Origin of the sequence: Verticiella sediminum (genome assembly GCF_007558815.1) — a bacterium.
Lineage (GTDB): Bacteria > Pseudomonadota > Gammaproteobacteria > Burkholderiales > Burkholderiaceae_B > Verticiella > Verticiella sediminum.
This window is the reverse complement of the sequence record NZ_VLTJ01000007.1, coordinates 14,567-32,464: the sequence shown is the minus strand read 5'-3', so window position 1 is coordinate 32,464 and position 17,898 is coordinate 14,567. Positions and strand designations below refer to the sequence as shown.

Here is a 17,898-nt window from a genome sequence, read left to right as displayed (position 1 = left end):
GTGCATGAGGAACTCCTCGCGCCCCGCGGGGCGCGTATGTCAACGACGTTGCAACAGCAGGCAGGCAACGAGCAGCCCCGCGCCTACCGCTACCAGGCTGGCGACCGTGCGCGGATGCTCGCGCACGTAGACGCGCGCCTGGCCGGCCGCCTCCTGGTAGGTGTCGCGCACGGAGGTGCCCACGTCTTCGACCCAGTGCTGCGCGTCGGCCGCGCCCCGGCTCAGGCGCTGGCGCGGGCCGTCGACCTCGTGACGGGCCTCGCGCCGCGCGGCGCGCAGACTTTCCTCGACGCCTTCGAGCAACTCGTGAAAGCCGTGGGAGATCTTGCGCCGACCGGCGCGCAGTTCGCGGGAATCCAATTTCATGTGCTAGCTCCTTGTGTTCTAGTCGGTTCGTATCAACGACGCATCAAGCCCATCACCAGCGTGACCACGAAGATCACCAGGAAGATGAAGAACAGGATCTTGGCGATACTGGCCGCACCGGCGGCAATACCGCCAAAACCGAAGAAGGCGGCGATCAGAGCGATGACGAAGAAAACCGCGGCGTAATACAACATGGCCTTTCTCTCCCAGGACAGGTTTCGGCTGGCTGCCGATTCCGACTTGCACCGACCGCCGCGCGATGCATCGGCGGGTTCAACGAGTGACGCTGCGCCCTCGGGCGCCTCGACGCTTCGGGGACAATCCGTTAGCAATCGGCGTGCCCGTGCTCACTTGTTCTCACGCGAGGACGGAACCGTGGTTTCCCGCTTGCCGCGGCTGCCCCGCAGATCGGTGTCTTCCTGGCCCGACTCGATGTCTTCATGAGCCTGGCGCATGACCTCGCGCGGCGCGCTGCTCTGACTGTCGGCGGATTCGTCGTGCTCGTGCGGCAGGCGCGGACGCTGTGCGCCCTGGTCGGTTTCCGGCTGCGTACTCTTGCGGGCATCGGCCGGTTTGCCGGATGTATTTGCGTTCATGGCGTATCCTCTGGATCGGAGAGCCGGCCGAAGTCCGCAAGAAGCGGGCCGCTTTGTCGGCGGCATCCCAGGAGCCCCGGAACAACATGCACGACGACGCCAGCAAACTCGATCGCGGTACCCCGGGTGCGGTCCCCGCGCGCGACCTGAACGATCTGTACATACTCGCCCAGGTCGCCGACCTGGGCGGATTCTCGGCGGCGGCCCGGGCGCTGAACCTGTCGAAGTCGCACCTGAGCCGGCGCGTCGCAGCGCTGGAGGCGCGCCTGGGGCTGAGGCTCCTGCAGCGCAGTACACGGCGCCTGGTACCCACCGAGGCGGGCGAGCGCTATCTCGCCTACTGCCGGGCCATTGCCGAGACGGCCCACGAGGCCGATCAGGCCATGCTCGATCTACTGGCCGAGCCCACGGGCCCGGTCACGCTGGCCAGCCCGATCGGCCTGGCGCAGGCGGTGCTGCCCTTGATCCTGCCCGGGTTCATGCTCGCCTATCCCAGCGTCACCGTGCGCGTGCACCTGAGCAACGACGTCGCCGACCTGTACCGCGACCGTATCGACATCGCCCTGCGCGTACGCGAAGTCATCGACGAAGAAGCGAACGTGATCGCGCGCCGCTTCGGCACCAGCGAGTTGTCGCTGGTCGCGGCCCGCAGCTATCTGCAGGCGCACGGCACGCCCGCAAGCCCGGCCGAACTCGCGGCGCACGCCACCGTGGGCTGGAACGCGGGGCAGACCGGCTTCGATGCCTGGCGGCTCTACGACCGGCAAGGCCAGGCTGTCGACGTCGTGCACCAGCCACGCCTGATCAGCGGTGATCTGCAACTGTTGCTCGAGGCGCTCAAGACGGGCGCCGGCATCGGCCTGATGCCCGATCCGCTCTGGCGCATGGCCGACACCGAGGATCGCCTGGTCCAGATCCTCACCGACTGGCGCACGCCGGAAGGCATCGTCTACGGGGCCTATGCTTCGCGCCGCGGCATGTCGCCCGCCGTCCGGGTCCTGATCGACTACCTCGGCGAACATCTCACGCCGCTGCTCGATCACGCGCGGGACAAGACCACGCCCCTGTCGCCGCTGCATTCGGCGGTGACGCGCGCGCTCCAGGATTGAGCTGCGCCGCCATGGCCGAAAAAGAAAACCCGGCGCGAAGGCCGGGTTTTCTCATGGTCGGGGCGCTTGCCGCCGACGGGGGTGCTGCGCCAGGGGATCAGAACCCGCCCGGGTAGTCGATGCCACCGGAGCGCACGTTGCCGTTGCCGGCGGCCTGCGCGAGTTCGGCCCTGACTTCCGCACGGGTCTTGCCCGGCAGTTGCTGTTGCTGCGCCGCAAGATAGCCCTGCGGATAGTCGGGCATTTCGCCGAGTTCGACGCCGTTGAACGGCGCATTGTTCAGCTCGGCCAGCACTTGCGCCCGAGTCTTGGCCGGTGCGTTCGACGTCACGGCGACGCCTTCGGGATAGTCGGGCAATTCGCCGAGCAGGCTCTGGCCGGCGAAGGCGGCTCCGGCAAACATCGTTGCAGCAACAAACGAAATTTTGGCTACGGCTTTCATGGGGACCTCCAGATATCTCGATGTGATTTAACTCACGACGGTGATATTCTGAGGGTTTACCCTAGGCTTGATAAGACGGAGATCGCGCAACTTATTGTTCCCATATGGCAACAATCCTGGTGCACGCTCAAGTACCTACCGCCCCGCCGCCTTGGCGAACAGGCGGAAGAAGTTCGCGGTCGTCGCCTCGCCCAGAGCTTGCGGCGTCACGCCCTTGAGCTGCGCGATCCGCTCTGCGACGTGCATCACGAAGCCCGGTTCGTTGGTCTTGCCGCGGTGCGGCATCGGCGCCAGATAAGGCGAGTCGGTTTCGATCAGCATGCGATCGAGCGGCACCGCCAGGGCGGTCTCTCGCAAGGCCTCGGCGTTCTTGAAGGTCACGATGCCCGAGAACGAGATCATGAAGTTCATCGCCATCGCCGCTTGCGCGACCGCCGTTGTCTCGGTGAAACAATGCATGACGCCGCCCACCTCCCCGGCCCCCTCCTCGCGCATGATGCGCAGCGTATCCTCGGCCGCCGCACGCGTATGGATGATGAGCGGCAAGCCGGCCGCACGCGCGGCGCGGATATGGGTGCGAAAGCGCTCGCGCTGCCATTCCAGATCGCCTTCCAGCCGGTAGTAGTCCAGGCCGGTCTCGCCGATCGCCACCACCTTGGGCTCGCTGCGCGCCGCCTCGACAAGCTGTTCGACGGTGGGTTCGGGCGTGTCCTCGTAGTCCGGATGCACCCCGACCGAGGCGTACAGATTGGCGGCGCTGCCCGCCACCGCCATGACCGCGGGCCAGTCCGGCAGGTTGACGCTGACACAGAGCGCGTGGGTGACCTGGTTCTCGCGCATGCGCGCCAGGATCTCGGGCAGGCGTTCGCGCAGACCGGGAAAATCGAGATGGCAGTGGGAGTCGACGTACATGGCGGAAACGGCGCGGGAAAACCCTCATTGTAGGGCGACAGGCGGTGGCGGCAGGCCGGGCCGTTCCGGCAGCGCCGGACGCAGCCGGATCACCACGCACAGGCCGTGGCCGCCCTGCCCGTTCGGATCGCCGTCGCGCAGCACGATGCGCCCCCCGTTGCGCGAGACGAATTCGCGCGCGATGGCCAGCCCCAGGCCGACCCCTTCCGCGCCGTTGGGCGTCAGGCGCTGAAAGCGCTCGAACACGCGCTCGCGCAGCGCAGGCTCGATGCCCGGCCCGGTGTCGCTGACGCGGACCTCCACCTGATGATTGCGCTCGTGCGCCGACACCGTGATGCGTCCGCCCGAGGGGGTGTAGCAGACCGCATTGTGGATCACGTTGGAGATCGCTTCGCCCAGCGCCGATTCCGAACCGCGCACGAGCAGCCCCTGCTCGGGGGATGCTTCGTCCCAGCCCAGATCCTGCTGCTTGGCCCAGGCCAGCGGCAAGTGCTGGACCGTCAAGTCGTACGCGAGCTTGGCCAGATCGAACACCGGCGCCTGCGTGTCCTCCGGCAATTGGCGCGCGTGCGCCAGCGTGAGCAGTTGCGCCGTGAGCCGCCCGGCGCGCTCGAGCTGCGCCAGGATGGCGTCCAGGCTCTGGCGCGTGCGCGGCGTGCCGGGCTCGCGCAGCGCGTATTCGACCTGGGTTCTCATGATGGCGAGCGGCGTACGCAACTGGTGCGACGCATCGGCCAGGAATTGCGCCTGGGCATCGAGCACATGGCCCAGCCGCTGCACATGGTGGTTGACGGCCTGTACCAGCGGGCGGATCTCCTGCGGCACGGCGTCCGCGTCCAGCGGCTTGAGGTCGTCGATGGCCCGGCTGCGGATCTCCGTGCGCAGGCGTTCCAGCGGACGCAAGGCCCAGTACACGCCGAGCAGCAGCATGCCGACCATCACCAGGATGATCACCACGTTGCGGCGCAGCTTGTCGCGCCAGGCCTGGGCCTGCTGAATGCCGCGCGACTCCACGCTCTCGGCGACCTGGACCAGCAGTTGCGGCCCCCAGACGTCGCTGCGCGAGAGCGGGCGCGACAAGGCCGCCACGCGTACCGGATCGCTGCGGTAGACGGAGTTGTAGAACACCGGTTCGACGCCCGCCGGCCAGATGTTCGGCAAGGGCAGATCGCGCATGCCGGAGACAGGCGTGGTGATGGTCGTGGCGAGGTCCACGCCGATGGGCTGGGTCCAGGCGTCGCGCATGGCGCGCGCGCGGCCGCGGGGCATCTCGACCACGGTCACGCGGTAGTAGACGCGCTGCTGAGGCGCCGATTCGAGCATCGCCAGGGCGAGCTGCGGCACCTCCAGGCGCACCTGACCGCCCGCGTCCTGCGTAGCGCTGTTGCTGAGCGCCAGTGCCGGGCCCAGCAGCGCGCGGTCGTAGGCTTCGTCGGTGGTGCGGTGCAAGGTCTGGTAGTCGCTCCAGACGTCGAACACCAGCAGCCCGACCACTGTGGGCACCAACAGGCCCAGCAGGGTGGTCTTCAGGCGCAGGCGGCGGCGCCTACGCCACACTGTCGGCTTCCAGCATGTAGCCCAGCCCGCGCACGGTGACGATGCGCAGAGGGCCGTCGAGCTTCTTGCGCAGACGGTGCACGATGACCTCGATCGCCTCCGGCCCGGCGTCCTGCGGCGAATCGAACACCTCGGCGAAGAGATCGGCGCGCGACACCGGCCGCCCGCTGTGCTGCAGCAGCACCGACAGCGCCGAGTGCTCGCGGCGGGTGAGCGCGAGCGGCCGGCCCTCCATCAGGAATACGCGGGCCTGGTCGTCGTAGGACAGCACGCCGCAGCGCAGGCGCGGGTAGTCGCCGCCGTGGCTGCGGCGCACGAGCGCGGTCAGGCGCGCCTCGAGCTCGGCCAGCGCGAACGGCTTGACCAGAAAATCGTCGGCCCCCAGGCGCAAGCCGCGCACGCGGTCGCTCAAGGTGCCCTGCGCCGTCAGGATGAGGATGGGCGTACGGTCGCCGCGCTGCCGGATGTCGCCCAGCAGCGACAGGCCGTCGCCATCCGGCAAGCGCAGATCCAGCAGGATCGCGGCATAGGTGGCGGCGGCCAGGGCTCGGTGGGCGGATGCGCAGTCCGACGCGTGATCGACGTTGAAGCCGCTCTCGGTCAATGCCCGCATCAGCCAGGCGGCCAACTCCTGCTCGTCTTCTACCAACAGAATATGCACGGAACTCTCGTACTTGGCGCGCGCAGCCCGTGCCCGCTAGCGAGCCGCCGCGGGCGTCTCGGACGCGACGCGCAACAGGACGGAATGAACGAAGAGCGCGGGGCTCAAGGGGTGATTGGCCACCCGCTGCTGCGTGGCGAGCCAGCGCGCATGTTGTGCGGCGGCGACCCGGGACAGGCGCGCCGCGCCAGCGCCGATCGACGCCTGAAGCTCTGGATAATAGCGCACCCCGACGCCGGCCTGCACCCGCATCAGGTCGACGAAGGCACGCTGCAATACGCCCAGCCATTCGCTCGCCGGCATCTTCTCCAGCTCGGGCACCAGCTCGGCCGCGATCGCGCTGCCGCGCCCCTCGGCCAGCGCGCCCAGCCAGCGCGGCAGCCAGGCCGGATAGGGCGCCCCGCCCTGCTCGTGCGCCTGGAGCGCGGCCAGCGGCGCCCCGCCGGCCGCGGCCAGGTAGGCATGGATGCGGCCGGGCTCGGCGAGGCCGGCCGCACGCAGCCAGGCGGCGGCCGCATCCGCGTCCGGCGCCGTCAACGCCAGCCGGCGGCAGCGCGAGACCAGCGTGGGCAGCAGCCGGTCCAGGGCGTCGGCCACGAGCAGGAAAAGCGTGTGCTCGGGCGGCTCTTCCAGCACTTTGAGCAGGGCATTGCCGGAGATGGCGTTGAGCGCCTGCGCCGGATAGAGCACCACCACGCGCGAGCCCCCGCGATGCGTCGCGGTGTTGAGCCAGGTCTCCAGCTCGCGCACCTGCTCCACCCGGATCTCGCGCGAGGCCGACTTCGTGCGCGCCGGCACGGCATCCTCGCCCGCCGCCTCGGGTTGGCCTTCAGCCTGCGCCACGGCCTCGGGGCGCAACAGGCGCAGATCCGGATGATTGCCATGGCGCACCCACAGGCAGGCGTCGCACTCGCCGCAGGCGAAACCGCCGCGCGGCGATTCGCACAGCAGGCTGGCGGCGGCCGCCCGCGCAAAACGCGCCTTGCCCACGCCGGCCGGGCCGTGAAACAGCCAGGCATGCGCCATGCGCTCGCGAGCGGCGAGCCAGCGCCGCGCGGTTTCCTGCTGCCAGGGCAGAAAGGTGGACTCAAGCACGGGCGTGCGCCTCGAGCATGGCCAGGACGTCGCGCTCCAGATCGGCCCGGATGGTCTCGATCGAACGCGTGGCGTCGACCACGATGCAGCGCTGCGGCGCGCCGGCCACGCGGGCGTGATAGGCGGCACGCGTGCGCTCGAAGAAAGCCGCGCCCTCGCGCTCGAAGCGATCGAGCGTCTGCCCGCGCGCCAGACGCTCGCGCGCCACCGCGAGGGGTACGTCGAAGAGCCACGTACGGTCCGGTTGCAGCGGCGGCTGCAGCCAGGCCTCCAGCGGCGCGATGCGCGCGGCGCCCAGCTCCCGGCCGCCGCCCTGGTAGGCATAGGTGGCGTCGGTGTAGCGATCGCAGACCACCCAGCGGCCCGCGGCCAGGGCGGGCTCGATCACCGTGCGCAGATGCTCGCAGCGTGCGGCGAACATCAGCAAGGTCTCGGTTTCCAGGTGCATGGGCTGGTGCAGCAGCATGTCGCGCAGCGCCTCGCCGAGCGGCGTGCCGCCCGGCTCGCGCGTGCACACGACGTCCAGCCCCTGCGCGCGCAGCAGGTCGCACAGCCATTGCACGTGGGTGCTCTTGCCGGCGCCATCGACGCCTTCGAGAGTCAGGAAGAGCCCGCGCGCGCCAGGCGCGCCGGACGGAATCGACAGCTTCGACGGGTTCACTGCGCCTCCGCGCCGCGGATGTAGCGGTTCACGTTGCGATTGTGGTTGGCCAGATCGGTGGCGAACGCGCTGCTGCCGTCGCCGCGAGACACGAAGTAGTAGTACTTGTGCGACTCGGGATGCGCCGCGGCGTCGAGCGAGGCGCGTCCCGGGTTGGCGATCGGCGTGGGCGGCAGGCCCGGGCGCGTATAGGTGTTCCACTCGCTGTCCTCGCGCAGGTGCCGGCGCAGCAGCGTGCCGGTGTAGGCCTCGCCCATCCCGTAGATCACGGTGGGGTCGGTCTGCAGGGGCATCTTCACGCGCAGCCGGTTGACGAACACGCCGGCCACCTTGGCCCGGTCGATCTTGTGGCCGGTTTCCTTCTCCACGATGGAAGCCATGATCAACAGCTCGTAGGGTGACTTCCAGGGCAAGTCGGGCACGCGGCTGGCCCACGCCTGGGCGAGCTGATCGTGCTGGGCCTGCCAGGCGCGGCGCAGGATGTCGAAGTCGCTCGACCCCTTGGCGAACGAGTAGGTGTCGGGGAAGAACAGGCCCTCGGCATGCTTGGCCTCGGTCTCGCCCAGGCGCTGGAGCAACTGCTGGTCGTCCACGCCGTCCAGGGTCTGGCGCACGTCGGGGTGGCGCTGCAGCGCATCGCGGAACTGGCGATAGGTCCAGCCCTCGATGAAGGTGATGCGCGCATGGGTGACGTCGCCGGCCGCCATGCGCTGCAGCACCTGCCACAGGCTGTCGCCCTGGGTGACTTCGTAGCCGCCGGCCTTGACCTGCGTATCGAGCCCGGACACGCGCGACAGCACGACGAACAGGTCGGGCTGAACGGCGATGCCGGCTTCGTTCAGATGCCGCGCCACCGCGCGCATGCCGCTACCGGGCGGAATGGAAAAGTCGACGCGCGCAGCGGGCAGGGGCAGTGGCCGGGCCGCCCAATAGACGAACGCGCCAATGGCAAGCGCTGCCAGCACCAGGGCCAGCAGCAACAGACGGAAGACAAAACGGAGCATGGAAGGACGAGGGATGCACAGCCCCGGTATCATACCCGTTGTGACCACCAGCCAAAGCGCGAGTCTCGCCCGTCAGGGGCGACGACTGGCGCGGCCAGACGATCCTGGCGCCGCAGGCGCCCCCATTCCGTGACGAGCAGGCTCCCGCCTTCCGGCGGGAGCAACTCACCGTATCAGCCGCGATTCCATGCCCGAGCCGACCACCCCGACCTCCTTGCTCATCGCCCCCCTGCCCCAGCTCGCCGTGCTGCGCTTCGATGGCGCCGACGCCACCGACTTCCTGCAGGGCCAGCTCACCCAGGACCTCAAGACGCTGGCGCCCAACGAAGCGCGCCTGGCCGCCTATTGCACGGCCAAGGGCCGCATGCTCGCCACGCTGGTGATCTGGCGCGTGCACGGCGCCGAGCCGGCGACCTACGAAGCCCTGGTCAGCGCGGACCTGGCCGATGCGCTCGCCAAGCGGCTGCGCATGTTCGTGCTGCGCGCCAAGGTGGGCATCACGCGCAGCCCGCGCGCAGTAGCGGGCGCATGGCGCCTCGCCGAGGCCCCGGGCCTGCCCGCAGCCTGGCAGGTGGCCGACGACGCCGACGGTGTCACCTGGATCGGCGCACCCGCCGCGCCGCAGGCGGCCGCGCGCGGCTGGCGCATCGGGGCGGCGGACGCCCCCGCCGTCGGCGAGGCCGCGGCCGATGCCTGGCTCGCCCAGCAGATCGAGGCCGGGCTGCCCTGGGTCGACACCGCCGTGCAGGAACTGCTCACGCCGCAGATGGCCAACCTGGACCTCATCGGCGGGGTCAGCTTCACCAAGGGCTGCTATCCGGGCCAGGAGGTCGTCGCCCGCGCCCACTACCGGGGCAAGCAGAAGCGCCGCGCGCTGCTGGGCCGGGCAGCGCCCGATGCCGGCGCCGCGCCGGCCCAGGACGTCTACGATGCGCGCCAGCCCGGCGGCGAACCGATAGGCCGCGTCATCAACGCAGCGGCCACGGCGCAGGCCACCGTGCTGCTGTTCGAGGCGCCGTTCGAGGCAGCGCAGACGGCACAGTTGCGCCTGGGGACGCCCGACGGCCCGGCGATCGCGCTCGAGCCCCTGCCCTACGCCCTGGACCCGGCCTGACCACACGCCATGGAACCCACCCTGCCCCACGCCCTTCGTGAGCCGTAATGCCGATTGAGACGTACCTGCTCGGCTTCGGCAAGGCTTTCCTGCTCGCACTGGCGACACTGCTGCCGATCCTGAACCCGACGGCCACGGCGCCTGTCTTCCTCACGCTGACCAGCGGCGCATCGACCGGCACCCGCGCAGCGCTCGCCGCCAAGATCGGCCGCAATGTCTTCCTGCTGCTAGGCTTCGCCATGCTGGTCGGCTCGCCGGTGCTGAATTTCTTCGGCATCTCGCTGCCCGTTGTGCGGCTGGCCGGCGGGCTGCTCGTTGCGACGACCGCGTGGCGGCTGCTCAACTCGCCCGACGCCGGCATGCAGCGAGCAGCGGAGCTGGCCGAGGGCTACACCCCGGAAATGGCGCGCAAGCAGGCGTTCTACCCTCTTACCTTTCCGATTGCCTGCGGGCCGGGCTCCATCGCGGCGGCCATCACGGTGGGCGCGAGCCTGCACGATCCGCGCGTATCGCTGCGGCTGGTGCAGTTGGCGGGCGCCGTGCCCGCCCTCGCCCTGATCGCCGTCGCCGTGTACGTGTGCCTGCGCTTTGCGCTGCAGTTGCTCCGCCCGCTGGGCGAATCCGGTACCGCCGTCTTCATGCGGCTCACCGCCTTCCTGCTCCTGTGCCTCGGCGTACAGATCATGTGGGACGGTCTCTACGAGCTCTTCAACCAACTCACGCCCTGGTCCTGACCGGCCAGCGCGTCACCACCCCACCCCTCTCAGCCATGCCCTCCGTCACCTACAGTCGCGCACTGGGCGCAACCGCACTGCTCGCCTTCCTCGCCTTCGGGTTCGCGCTCTTCTCCCAGCATGTCCTGGGCATGCAGCCCTGCGCCTGGTGCGTACTGCAACGCATCATCTGCCTTGCGATCGGCATCGTCGCCGCCCTGGGTTGGTTCGCGCGCCGGCGCGGCGGCATCGCGCCGCTCGCCTCGGCGGTGGTCTTTCTGCTGGCCATCGGCGGCGCGGTCGCCGCCTGGTACCAACATACGGTGGCGGCGCACGCCTTCACCTGCGACCTGAGCTTCGCCGACCGCGTGGTCGTGGGTTCCGGGCTGGACGCCGCGTTCCCGCAGGTATTCGGCATCTGGGCCACTTGCGCGGACAGCGCCACCACGCTGCTCGGCGTGAGCTACGACATCTGGACGCTGATTTTTTTCATCGCGCTGGCGGCCCTGAACCTGCTCGCGCTGGGCGGACGCCGGGCGAACCGCGCCGGCTGAGGCGGCGCTGCGACAGTGCCGTATGCGGCGCGCGCGGTCCCGCCTTCAGGTGTGCGGCTCAGGCCGCCACGGCGCGCAGCGTCTCGCGCACGGCGCCGGCATCCAGGCCGGCATAGACGTCGCCGATCATGATGAGCGCCGGGCCGCTGCCCAGCGCGAGCGCGGTGTCGCCCAGGCGATCGACCCGCGTGGCCAGGATGCGCTCCTCGGGCAGACTGGCGCTTTCGACGATCACGGCCGGGCGCGAACCCGGCACGCCGACGGCCATCAGGCCATCGGCGATGGCGCGCGCCTGCTGGCCCGCCATGTAGAGCACGGCGGTGTCGGCGGCGAGCGCAGCGCGCGCCCAGTCGTGCCCGGTCTCGCCCTTGCCCACGGCCGGCGTCAGCAGGACCAGGCTGCGCGACATGCCGCGCTGGGTCAGCGAGCGGCCCACCGAGGCGGCGGCACCGAACGCCGCGCTGATGCCCGGCACGACCTCGACCGGAATCCCGGCCGCCGCCAATGCGGCGATTTCTTCCTGCGCGCGGCCAAAGAGCATGGGATCGCCGCCCTTCAGGCGCACCACGACAGCGTGGCGCTGCGCCGCATCGACGAGCTGCTTGTTGATGAACGATTGCGCGCTGGACAGACGCCCGCTGCGCTTGCCCACCGGCACCCGCCGGGCCTGCGCAGCGAGCGCGAGCACCTCCGGGCCGACCAGGGCGTCGTGCAGGACGATGTCGGCCCGCGCCAGCAGCCGCGCGGCCCGCACTGTCAGCAGGTCGGCCGCGCCGGGCCCGGCACCGACCAGATAGACGGTGCCCGGGTTGGCAGGGGTACGGGGTGCGGACATGGCGGTCTCCCTGCGGCCGGACACGGCCGGCCGCACATCGATCAGGCGGCGGCGCCCAGCGGATACTGCGGCTGATAGCTGACGCTGAAGGCGTGCAGTTGCCCGCGCGCGGCCTCGCCGTCGTGGCCCGGCTTCATGGTGAAGCTGTCGAAGCCGCAGCGCGAGAGATAGAACACGGTATCGATGAGCACGTCGCCGACGGCGCGCATCTCGCCTTCCCAGCCGAGCGCGGTGCGCAGCAGGCGGCCGCTCGAGAAGCCGCGGCCGTCCACGAAGCTCGGAAAGTCCACGGCGATCAGCGCCAGGCCCTCGAGATGGCCCTCGAGGTCGCGCACGTCGTCGCCGGGCGCGACCAGCACGCCCACCTCGCGCCCGCGCAGGGCCGCCTCGTGCGCGAGCCAGGTGGCCAGCGGCACCAGCCAGCGCCCCTCGGCCGCCGGCAACGCCGCCGCATCGGCGGGCTCGAAGCGCTGCCAGTCGTCCTGGCTCACGCCATCCGCGCGCACCAACTGGCGCGGCGCCTCGGCAGCTTGTTCGACGATCTCAGACATGGGCGGCCTCCGACTCCCGACGGCGGGCCGGCGCCTCGCCATACACATCCTTCTTGAACGGATCCAGGCCGATGCGTTCGACCACGTCGATGAAGCGCTCGGCATCGCTGTCGCGCTCGCGCAGATAGGTCTGGACCAGCGTTTCCACGACACCCGGCACTTCCGCGCGCGAGAACGCGCGGCCGATGATCTTGCCGATCACCGCGCCGCCGCCGCCCTTGGCGTAGATGTCCGACGCTTCGAACGCCTTGCCCGGCCCGGCGCTCTGGCGTCCGCCGAGCGTCACCTGATACCACTCCTCGCCCGCCTTGTCGACGCCGAGGATGCCGATATGACCGACGTGATGGTGGCCACAGGAGTTGATGCAGCCCGAGATGTTCAGGTCCAGCTCGCCGATATCGTAGAGATAGTCCAGGTCGTCGAAACGGCGCTGGATCGACTCGGCCACCGGGATCGCCACGGCGTTGGCGAGCGCACAGAAATCCCCGCCCGGGCAGCAGATGATGTTGGTCAGCATGCCGATGTTGGGCGTGGCCAGGCCCAGCGCTTCGAGCGCCTGCCACAGCACGTACAGATCGGCGCGCTTGACGTCGGCGAGAATCAGGTTCTGCTCGTGCGAGACGCGCAGCTCGCCGAAGCTGTAGCGGTCGGCGAGGTCGGCGACGGCCTCCATCTGCTCGCACGTGATGTCGCCGGGCGGCACGCCGGTGCGCTTGAGCGACACGGTGACGGCCGCGTAGCCGGCCACCTTGTGCGGGTGCGTATTGCTGCGCAACCAGCGCGCGAAGGCCGGCTCGGCGGCGCGGCGCTCGGCCACGTCGTCGGCGGGCGCCGGCTGCTCGTACGCATGCTTGTCGAAGCGCGCGGCGATCTCGTCCACGTACGCCTGGGTGAGCGTCGCAGCGCCACCCTCCAGGCGCTTGAACTCGGCCTGGACCTGGTCCTCGAACACCTCGGGCGTAAGCTCGCGCACCAGGATCTTGATGCGCGCCTTGTACTTGTTGTCCCGGCGGCCGTGCAGGTTGTAGACGCGCAGCGCGGCTTCCAGATAGGACAGCAGGTGCTGCCAGGGCACGAACGGGTTGATCAGGCTGCCCAGCACGGGCGTGCGGCCCAGGCCGCCCCCGATCCAGACGCGAAAGCCCAGCACGCCGTCATCGTTGCGCACCGCCTGCAGGCCGATGTCGTGCACGCCCACGGCGGCGCGATCGTGCGTGGCGCCGCTCACCGCGATCTTGAACTTGCGCGGCAGGAAGGCGAACTCGGGATGCAGTGTGGACCACTGGCGGATGATCTCGCACCACACCACCGGATCGACCAGCTCGTCCGGCGCGATCCCGGCGAAGTGATCGGTCGTGGTGTTGCGGATGCAGTTCCCGCTGGTCTGGATGGCGTGCATTTGCACCTTGGCCAGCTCGGCGAGCATGTCCGGCACATCCTTCAGCTCGGGCCAGTTGAGTTGCAGGTTCTGGCGCGTGCTGAAGTGGCCATAGCCGCGATCCCAGCGGCGGGCGATGTACGCGAACGTGCGCAACTGCCGGCTGGCGAGAAAGCCGTACGGGATCGCGATGCGCAGCATCGGCGCATGGCGCTGGATGTACAGCCCGTTCTGCAGGCGCAAGGGGCGGAAGTCGTCGTCGCTCAGCTCGCCCGCGAGAAAGCGCCGGGTCTGGTCGCGAAACTGGGCGACGCGCTCGTCCACCAGTTGCTGGTCGACGGGAGTGTAGTTGTACATGAAAACGGCCCGCTGGATTCGTATCGGAAAACGGCCAAGGCCGGCCCGACGGAATCGGGTCGGCCCTAACGGCAGACATATAACGATTTTAGGGGATGAGGCCGGGTCTCTTATGACGAATAAGGCATAAGCTTATGCGCCCGCGAACCTGGCGCTCCCGAGGGAAACGCACGCGCCGCAGTCGACATGACGGGCGCCGCCGAAGACCGCGAGTATACGGGAAACCCCCAGCTCAAGTTTCATTGACGTATCTGTCAATTTTGATGACTATATCGTCGTCAATATATCTGACATATTCGTCAATGAATGGAGAGAAGATGATCAAAGGCATCCTGGGCATCAACATCGCCGTGAAGGACCTGAACGCGGCCATCGCGCGCTATGAAGCGTTCCTGGGCTGCCGCGCCGTGCCCAGCGCGCCGGGAGCATTCGCGTATCCGGGCCTGCAAGGCGCCCGTTTCGATGTGCATGGTTTTCGGCTCAATCTGATCTCGTCCGACGACCCGGCCACCAGCGTGGGCCGTTTCCTCGCCAAGCGGGGCGAAGGCGTGTTCCTCGTTTCGGTCCAGGTGGACGACGCCGACGCCCAGGCCGCCGAAGCGCGCGCCCTGGGCCTGGAAGTGCTGCTCGATCCCAGCGCGCGCGGCCGCTACGGAGCGGTCAATTTCGTGCACCCGCGCGACATGCACGGGGTTCAGTTCGAAATGCTGCAACCTGCTGTGGCGGAGGTCTGAATGAGCATGCGCGCAACGGCGCAGGCCGGCGGGGCGGCCGAACGCCGATCCACCGTACGCGCCGCAACGGGCAACAATCGCGAACTGCAGCGGCGCACGGTGCTCGAGGCAGCCGCCCGGCTCTTCATGGAGCGGGGCTTCGCCGGCACGAGCATGTCCGACGTTGCCCGCACGCTTCAGGTGAGCCGGCCCACCCTCTACTACTACTTCGAGAACAAGGATTCGATACTCGCCGCCCTGGTCGAGGAAGTGACGATCACCTCCAGCGAGAACTCCCGCGCCCTGGACCAGGATGCCGACCCGATACAGGCGCTGCATGGCGCGGTACGCCGGCAAGTCGAATTCATCATCGAGAACGCCACGATCTACCGCGTACTGACGAACTCGCAGGTGTTCCTGCCGCCGTCGCTGCGCGCGGTCAATGACGAGGCCAAGCAGGCGATATTCAAGAACTTCGAGCACCTGATCGAACGCGGCGTGGCCAGCGGCCGCCTGCGCGAGGTGAATCCGGCGCTGGCCGCCCTGACCGTGATCGGCATGTGCAACTGGACGGCAAGCTGGTATCGGGAAGGCGGCGGCCTGGCGCGCCCCCAGGTCGCCGAGCAGATCGCCGACATGGCGACGGCCGCCCTGGCCGCGCCGACGGACGCCAGGCAGGTGCACGAGGCGCTGAACGATGCCCAGCACAGTCTCGCCCGGCTCGCCGCGCTGCTCGGGCCGGCGTGAGCCCCGAACCTGACCGGCCCCCGCACGCGCAGCCCACGGAGACAGGGATGAACAGCCCCATACCGTACTACCTGACCTCGGTCGACTGGCCTCGGTTGATCCAGGACTACCCTCCGCCCCCCCACTACGCCGAAACCAGCGGGGCGCTTTCCGACGAAGCCATGCGCCAACTCCAGGAGCAGCGGCTGCGAGCCCGGATCGCGGACGCGGCCCGACTGCCCTTCTACGCCGAACGCTGGCGCGCCGCCGGCGTCGATGCCGCGGATGTGCGCGGACTGGAGGACCTGCCCCACCTGCCGACTTTCGATAGCGACGAGCTGCGCAGCAGCCAGGAGGCACGCCCGCCGTACGGCGCACACCAGCCCTCGCCCGCCGAGTGGGACGACGTGCTGCCGTTGAAACTGCAGACCAGCGGCGGCACGACCGGCGCTCCTCGCCTGACCCTGTTCGACCCTGTCGCTCTGGAGGTCCAGGGCATCCAGACGGCGCGCGGGCTCTACGCGCAGGGCGCCCGGCCCGGCGACCTCATCCAGATCCCGTTCACCGCATCGCTGGCCAACGCGGGATGGTCCGCCTACAACGCCGTTCATCATTGGCTGGGCGGCGTGCCGGTGACGACCGGCTCGGGCAACGTCACGTCCAGCGAGAAGCAGCTCGAATATGCCCGGACACTGGGCACCGCCGGCTGGTACGCCAACGCAGACTACCTCGGCCGCCTGACCGCAGTGGCGCAGGACATCGGCTTCGACCTGCATGCTTTGCGCACCAAGTTCCTCTTCTCGTTCCTGGGGGCCGACGACGGCACCGTGCGCCGCGCCCTGAGCGACGCCTGGAACGCCCCGGTATACGACAACTACGGTTCCCACGAAGTCGGACTGATTGCCTGGGAGTGCCAGGCGGGCACCCGGCATATCAACGAGGACACCGTCATCGTGGAGATCCTCGACGAGGACGGCCGGCCCGTGCCCGACGGAACCTATGGCCACGCGGTGCTCACCTCGCTGCACCGCAAGATTCCGGTGTACCTGCGGTATGACATACGCGACAGGCTGGCCGTGCTGCCCCGGGCCCGCTGCGCATGCGGCGTCCTCAGCAAGCGCCTGCTGCCCATGCAGGGCCGGGTCGATCAGATGATCAAGTTGCGCGGCACCAATATCTACCCCTCGAGCTGCCACAGGACGGTCAGCGCCGACCCGCGTACCAACGGCGAATACCTGTGCGTCGTATCGCACTCGGGTGCAGGCCTGGCGCGCCGTCTCGAAATGTGCGTGCGCATCGAGCGAAGGTCGACTCAGGTCGATGCCGATGCGCTGCGCACGGACATGCTGCGCCGCCTGGCGTCGGACCTGGGCGCGAAGGTCGACGTCGAGATCGTCGATCCCGGGGCGTTGCGTCCACACACCGGCGAAGGCGAGAAGATTCGCCGCGTACTCGACCTGCGCAAAGCGGGCTGACCATCCCAGGGCTACATCCCATAACGATACGGTGCGCCCTGCACCACCCAAGGAGACGACCATGTTCATGTTCCGCCCCCGGCGCGGCCCCTGGGCCCGTGCCGCGCTCGGCTGCCTCGTCCTGCTCTGCAGCACCCTGCTGCCTGCGCCCGGCGCGGCAGCGGAATGGCCGCAGCGACCGGTGCGGCTGCTCGTGCCGGGCGCGCCCGGTGGCGCGTCCGACCTGTTCTCGCGCCTGATCGCGGAGGAGCTGGCCAAGGAATTCGGCCAGCCTTTCGTCGTCGAGAACCGGCCCGGCGCCTCGGGCACGCTGGTCACCGTCGCCCTGGCCAACGCCGCAGCCGATGGCTACACCCTTGCCATGAGCTTCGCCTCGGCCCTGGTGCCGGTGGTGACGATGCGTCCGGAAGTCAAGCAGACTTGGGCCGACCTCACGCCCATCGCGCGCTTTGGCGCCCAGGGAACCATCGTCGTCGTGGCGCCGAAGCTGCCGGTGCAGACGCTGCAGGATCTGGTCGACTACGTGAAGACGCGCCAGGGCAAACTGAACTATGCCTCCTACGGCATCGGTTCCGGCGGCCACATCGTCATGGAGGCCTTGAAGAACCTGAGCGGCATGCAGATCAACCATGTTCCCTACCAGGGGGTGCCGCGCATCCTCAACGACATGAAGGGCGGCATCGTCGACATCGCCGTGGTGGACCCTGTCACGCCGATCCCGATGCTGCAGGACGGCAGCATCCGCGCCCTCGCCACCAACGGGCACCAGCGCCTTCCCGCGCTTCCCGGGGTGCCGACGATGGCCGAACAGGGCTATGCGATCTACATGGAAAGCTGGTATGGGCTGTTCGGCCCGAAGGGGCTGGACCCGGCGGTGGTCGAGCGCCTGAACCGGGCCGTTGCGGACATCGTCGCGCGTCCGGCCATGCTGGAGCGCTTCACCCAACTCAACCTGGCGAGCACCGCCAACCTCACGCCGACGGAATTCCGGGATTTCATCGCCGACGAGGTGGGCGTCTGGGGCCGGGTCATCCAGGCCAACCGTATCCGGCCCGAGTGACATCCACAGGGCCTTCCCG

General features: G+C 69.2%; 21 protein-coding genes. 8 read left to right on the top strand and 13 right to left on the bottom strand.

Features of this window, described 5'->3' with window-relative positions:
- Window positions 1-39 precede the first annotated feature (39 nt).
- From FOZ76_RS03545 to FOZ76_RS03535, 3 genes are all read right to left on the bottom strand, one after another.
- Window positions 40-366 (bottom strand): ElaB/YgaM/YqjD family protein, encoded by a 327-nt coding sequence (locus FOZ76_RS03545; protein WP_143946760.1) that lies wholly within the window; start codon window positions 364-366, stop codon window positions 40-42.
- Between the two features lie 32 nt (window positions 367-398).
- The gene (locus tag FOZ76_RS03540) at window positions 399-560 is read right to left on the bottom strand and encodes a DUF1328 domain-containing protein (protein ID WP_143946759.1); all 162 of its coding nucleotides are present in this window, start codon (window positions 558-560) and stop codon (window positions 399-401) included.
- Window positions 561-713: 153 nt separating this feature from the next.
- The gene (locus FOZ76_RS03535; protein WP_143946758.1) at window positions 714-962 is read right to left on the bottom strand and encodes a hypothetical protein; all 249 of its coding nucleotides are present in this window, start codon (window positions 960-962) and stop codon (window positions 714-716) included.
- 86 nt (window positions 963-1,048) lie between these two features.
- Here FOZ76_RS03535 and FOZ76_RS03530 point away from each other — a divergent pair, with 86 nt between their 5' ends.
- Complete coding sequence (locus FOZ76_RS03530) at window positions 1,049-2,071, top strand: LysR family transcriptional regulator (protein ID WP_170235277.1); 1,023 nt, start codon at window positions 1,049-1,051, stop codon at window positions 2,069-2,071.
- A 97-nt stretch (window positions 2,072-2,168) separates the two neighbouring features.
- On the opposite strand, the gene FOZ76_RS03525 is transcribed toward FOZ76_RS03530, so the two are convergent.
- From FOZ76_RS03525 to mltG, 7 genes are all read right to left on the bottom strand, one after another.
- On the bottom strand, window positions 2,169-2,513 hold the full coding sequence (locus tag FOZ76_RS03525; protein WP_143946756.1) for a DUF4148 domain-containing protein: 345 nt from the start codon (window positions 2,511-2,513) through the stop codon (window positions 2,169-2,171).
- Window positions 2,514-2,648: 135 nt separating this feature from the next.
- Window positions 2,649-3,425: a TatD family hydrolase gene (locus FOZ76_RS03520; RefSeq protein WP_143946755.1), complete on the bottom strand. Its 777-nt coding sequence runs from the start codon at window positions 3,423-3,425 to the stop codon at window positions 2,649-2,651.
- Window positions 3,426-3,449: 24 nt separating this feature from the next.
- Window positions 3,450-4,982, bottom strand: coding sequence for a sensor histidine kinase (locus FOZ76_RS03515; RefSeq protein ID WP_143946754.1), 1,533 nt, complete (start codon window positions 4,980-4,982; stop codon window positions 3,450-3,452).
- Window positions 4,972-5,643, bottom strand: coding sequence for a response regulator (locus FOZ76_RS03510; RefSeq protein ID WP_143946753.1), 672 nt, complete (start codon window positions 5,641-5,643; stop codon window positions 4,972-4,974). Before FOZ76_RS03510 ends, FOZ76_RS03515 begins: the two co-directional genes overlap by 11 nt.
- 36 nt (window positions 5,644-5,679) lie before the next feature.
- Window positions 5,680-6,738: a DNA polymerase III subunit delta' gene (gene holB / locus FOZ76_RS03505; protein ID WP_246129274.1), complete on the bottom strand. Its 1,059-nt coding sequence runs from the start codon at window positions 6,736-6,738 to the stop codon at window positions 5,680-5,682.
- Window positions 6,731-7,399: a dTMP kinase gene (gene tmk, locus FOZ76_RS03500; RefSeq protein WP_246129273.1), complete on the bottom strand. Its 669-nt coding sequence runs from the start codon at window positions 7,397-7,399 to the stop codon at window positions 6,731-6,733. The genes holB and tmk overlap by 8 nt, the downstream gene beginning before the upstream one ends.
- Window positions 7,396-8,403 carry an endolytic transglycosylase MltG gene (gene mltG, locus FOZ76_RS03495; RefSeq protein WP_143946752.1) on the bottom strand — a complete coding sequence of 336 codons (1,008 nt, stop codon included), beginning with the start codon at window positions 8,401-8,403 and terminating at the stop codon, window positions 7,396-7,398. Before mltG ends, tmk begins: the two co-directional genes overlap by 4 nt.
- A 187-nt stretch (window positions 8,404-8,590) precedes the next feature.
- Here mltG and ygfZ point away from each other — a divergent pair, with 187 nt between their 5' ends.
- The 3 genes from ygfZ to FOZ76_RS03480 are packed head-to-tail and all read left to right on the top strand — an operon-like array spanning window position 8,591 to window position 10,784.
- Window positions 8,591-9,517, top strand: coding sequence for a CAF17-like 4Fe-4S cluster assembly/insertion protein YgfZ (gene ygfZ, locus FOZ76_RS03490; RefSeq protein WP_143946751.1), 927 nt, complete (start codon window positions 8,591-8,593; stop codon window positions 9,515-9,517).
- Between the two features lie 47 nt (window positions 9,518-9,564).
- Complete coding sequence (locus FOZ76_RS03485; RefSeq protein WP_143946750.1) at window positions 9,565-10,251, top strand: MarC family protein; 687 nt, start codon at window positions 9,565-9,567, stop codon at window positions 10,249-10,251.
- 35 nt (window positions 10,252-10,286) lie between these two features.
- Window positions 10,287-10,784 carry a disulfide bond formation protein B gene (locus tag FOZ76_RS03480; protein ID WP_143946749.1) on the top strand — a complete coding sequence of 166 codons (498 nt, stop codon included), beginning with the start codon at window positions 10,287-10,289 and terminating at the stop codon, window positions 10,782-10,784.
- A gap of 58 nt (window positions 10,785-10,842) precedes the next feature.
- Here the strand turns inward: FOZ76_RS03480 and cobA are convergent, their stop codons facing one another.
- Genes cobA through FOZ76_RS03465 form a run of 3 tightly spaced genes read right to left on the bottom strand, consistent with a single transcriptional unit; the run spans window position 10,843 to window position 13,905 of the window.
- A complete protein-coding gene (gene cobA, locus FOZ76_RS03475; RefSeq protein WP_143946748.1) occupies window positions 10,843-11,619 on the bottom strand; it encodes a uroporphyrinogen-III C-methyltransferase in 777 nt (258 codons plus the stop codon).
- Between the two features lie 41 nt (window positions 11,620-11,660).
- Window positions 11,661-12,170 (bottom strand): DUF934 domain-containing protein, encoded by a 510-nt coding sequence (locus tag FOZ76_RS03470; protein ID WP_170235276.1) that lies wholly within the window; start codon window positions 12,168-12,170, stop codon window positions 11,661-11,663.
- On the bottom strand, window positions 12,163-13,905 hold the full coding sequence (locus FOZ76_RS03465; protein WP_143946746.1) for a nitrite/sulfite reductase: 1,743 nt from the start codon (window positions 13,903-13,905) through the stop codon (window positions 12,163-12,165). Before FOZ76_RS03465 ends, FOZ76_RS03470 begins: the two co-directional genes overlap by 8 nt.
- 317 nt (window positions 13,906-14,222) lie before the next feature.
- Here FOZ76_RS03465 and FOZ76_RS03460 point away from each other — a divergent pair, with 317 nt between their 5' ends.
- The 4 genes from FOZ76_RS03460 to FOZ76_RS03445 all read left to right on the top strand — a co-directional run bounded on the left by FOZ76_RS03460 (window position 14,223) and on the right by FOZ76_RS03445 (window position 17,879).
- A complete protein-coding gene (locus FOZ76_RS03460; protein WP_170235275.1) occupies window positions 14,223-14,639 on the top strand; it encodes a VOC family protein in 417 nt (138 codons plus the stop codon).
- On the top strand, window positions 14,640-15,365 hold the full coding sequence (locus tag FOZ76_RS03455) for a TetR/AcrR family transcriptional regulator (protein WP_143946744.1): 726 nt from the start codon (window positions 14,640-14,642) through the stop codon (window positions 15,363-15,365).
- A gap of 47 nt (window positions 15,366-15,412) precedes the next feature.
- Window positions 15,413-16,819, top strand: a complete 1,407-nt coding sequence (locus FOZ76_RS03450; protein ID WP_143946743.1) for a phenylacetate--CoA ligase family protein — start codon at window positions 15,413-15,415, stop codon at window positions 16,817-16,819.
- A 61-nt stretch (window positions 16,820-16,880) separates the two neighbouring features.
- Window positions 16,881-17,879 (top strand): Bug family tripartite tricarboxylate transporter substrate binding protein, encoded by a 999-nt coding sequence (locus FOZ76_RS03445; RefSeq protein ID WP_143946742.1) that lies wholly within the window; start codon window positions 16,881-16,883, stop codon window positions 17,877-17,879.
- The last annotated feature ends 19 nt before the right edge of the window (window positions 17,880-17,898 follow it).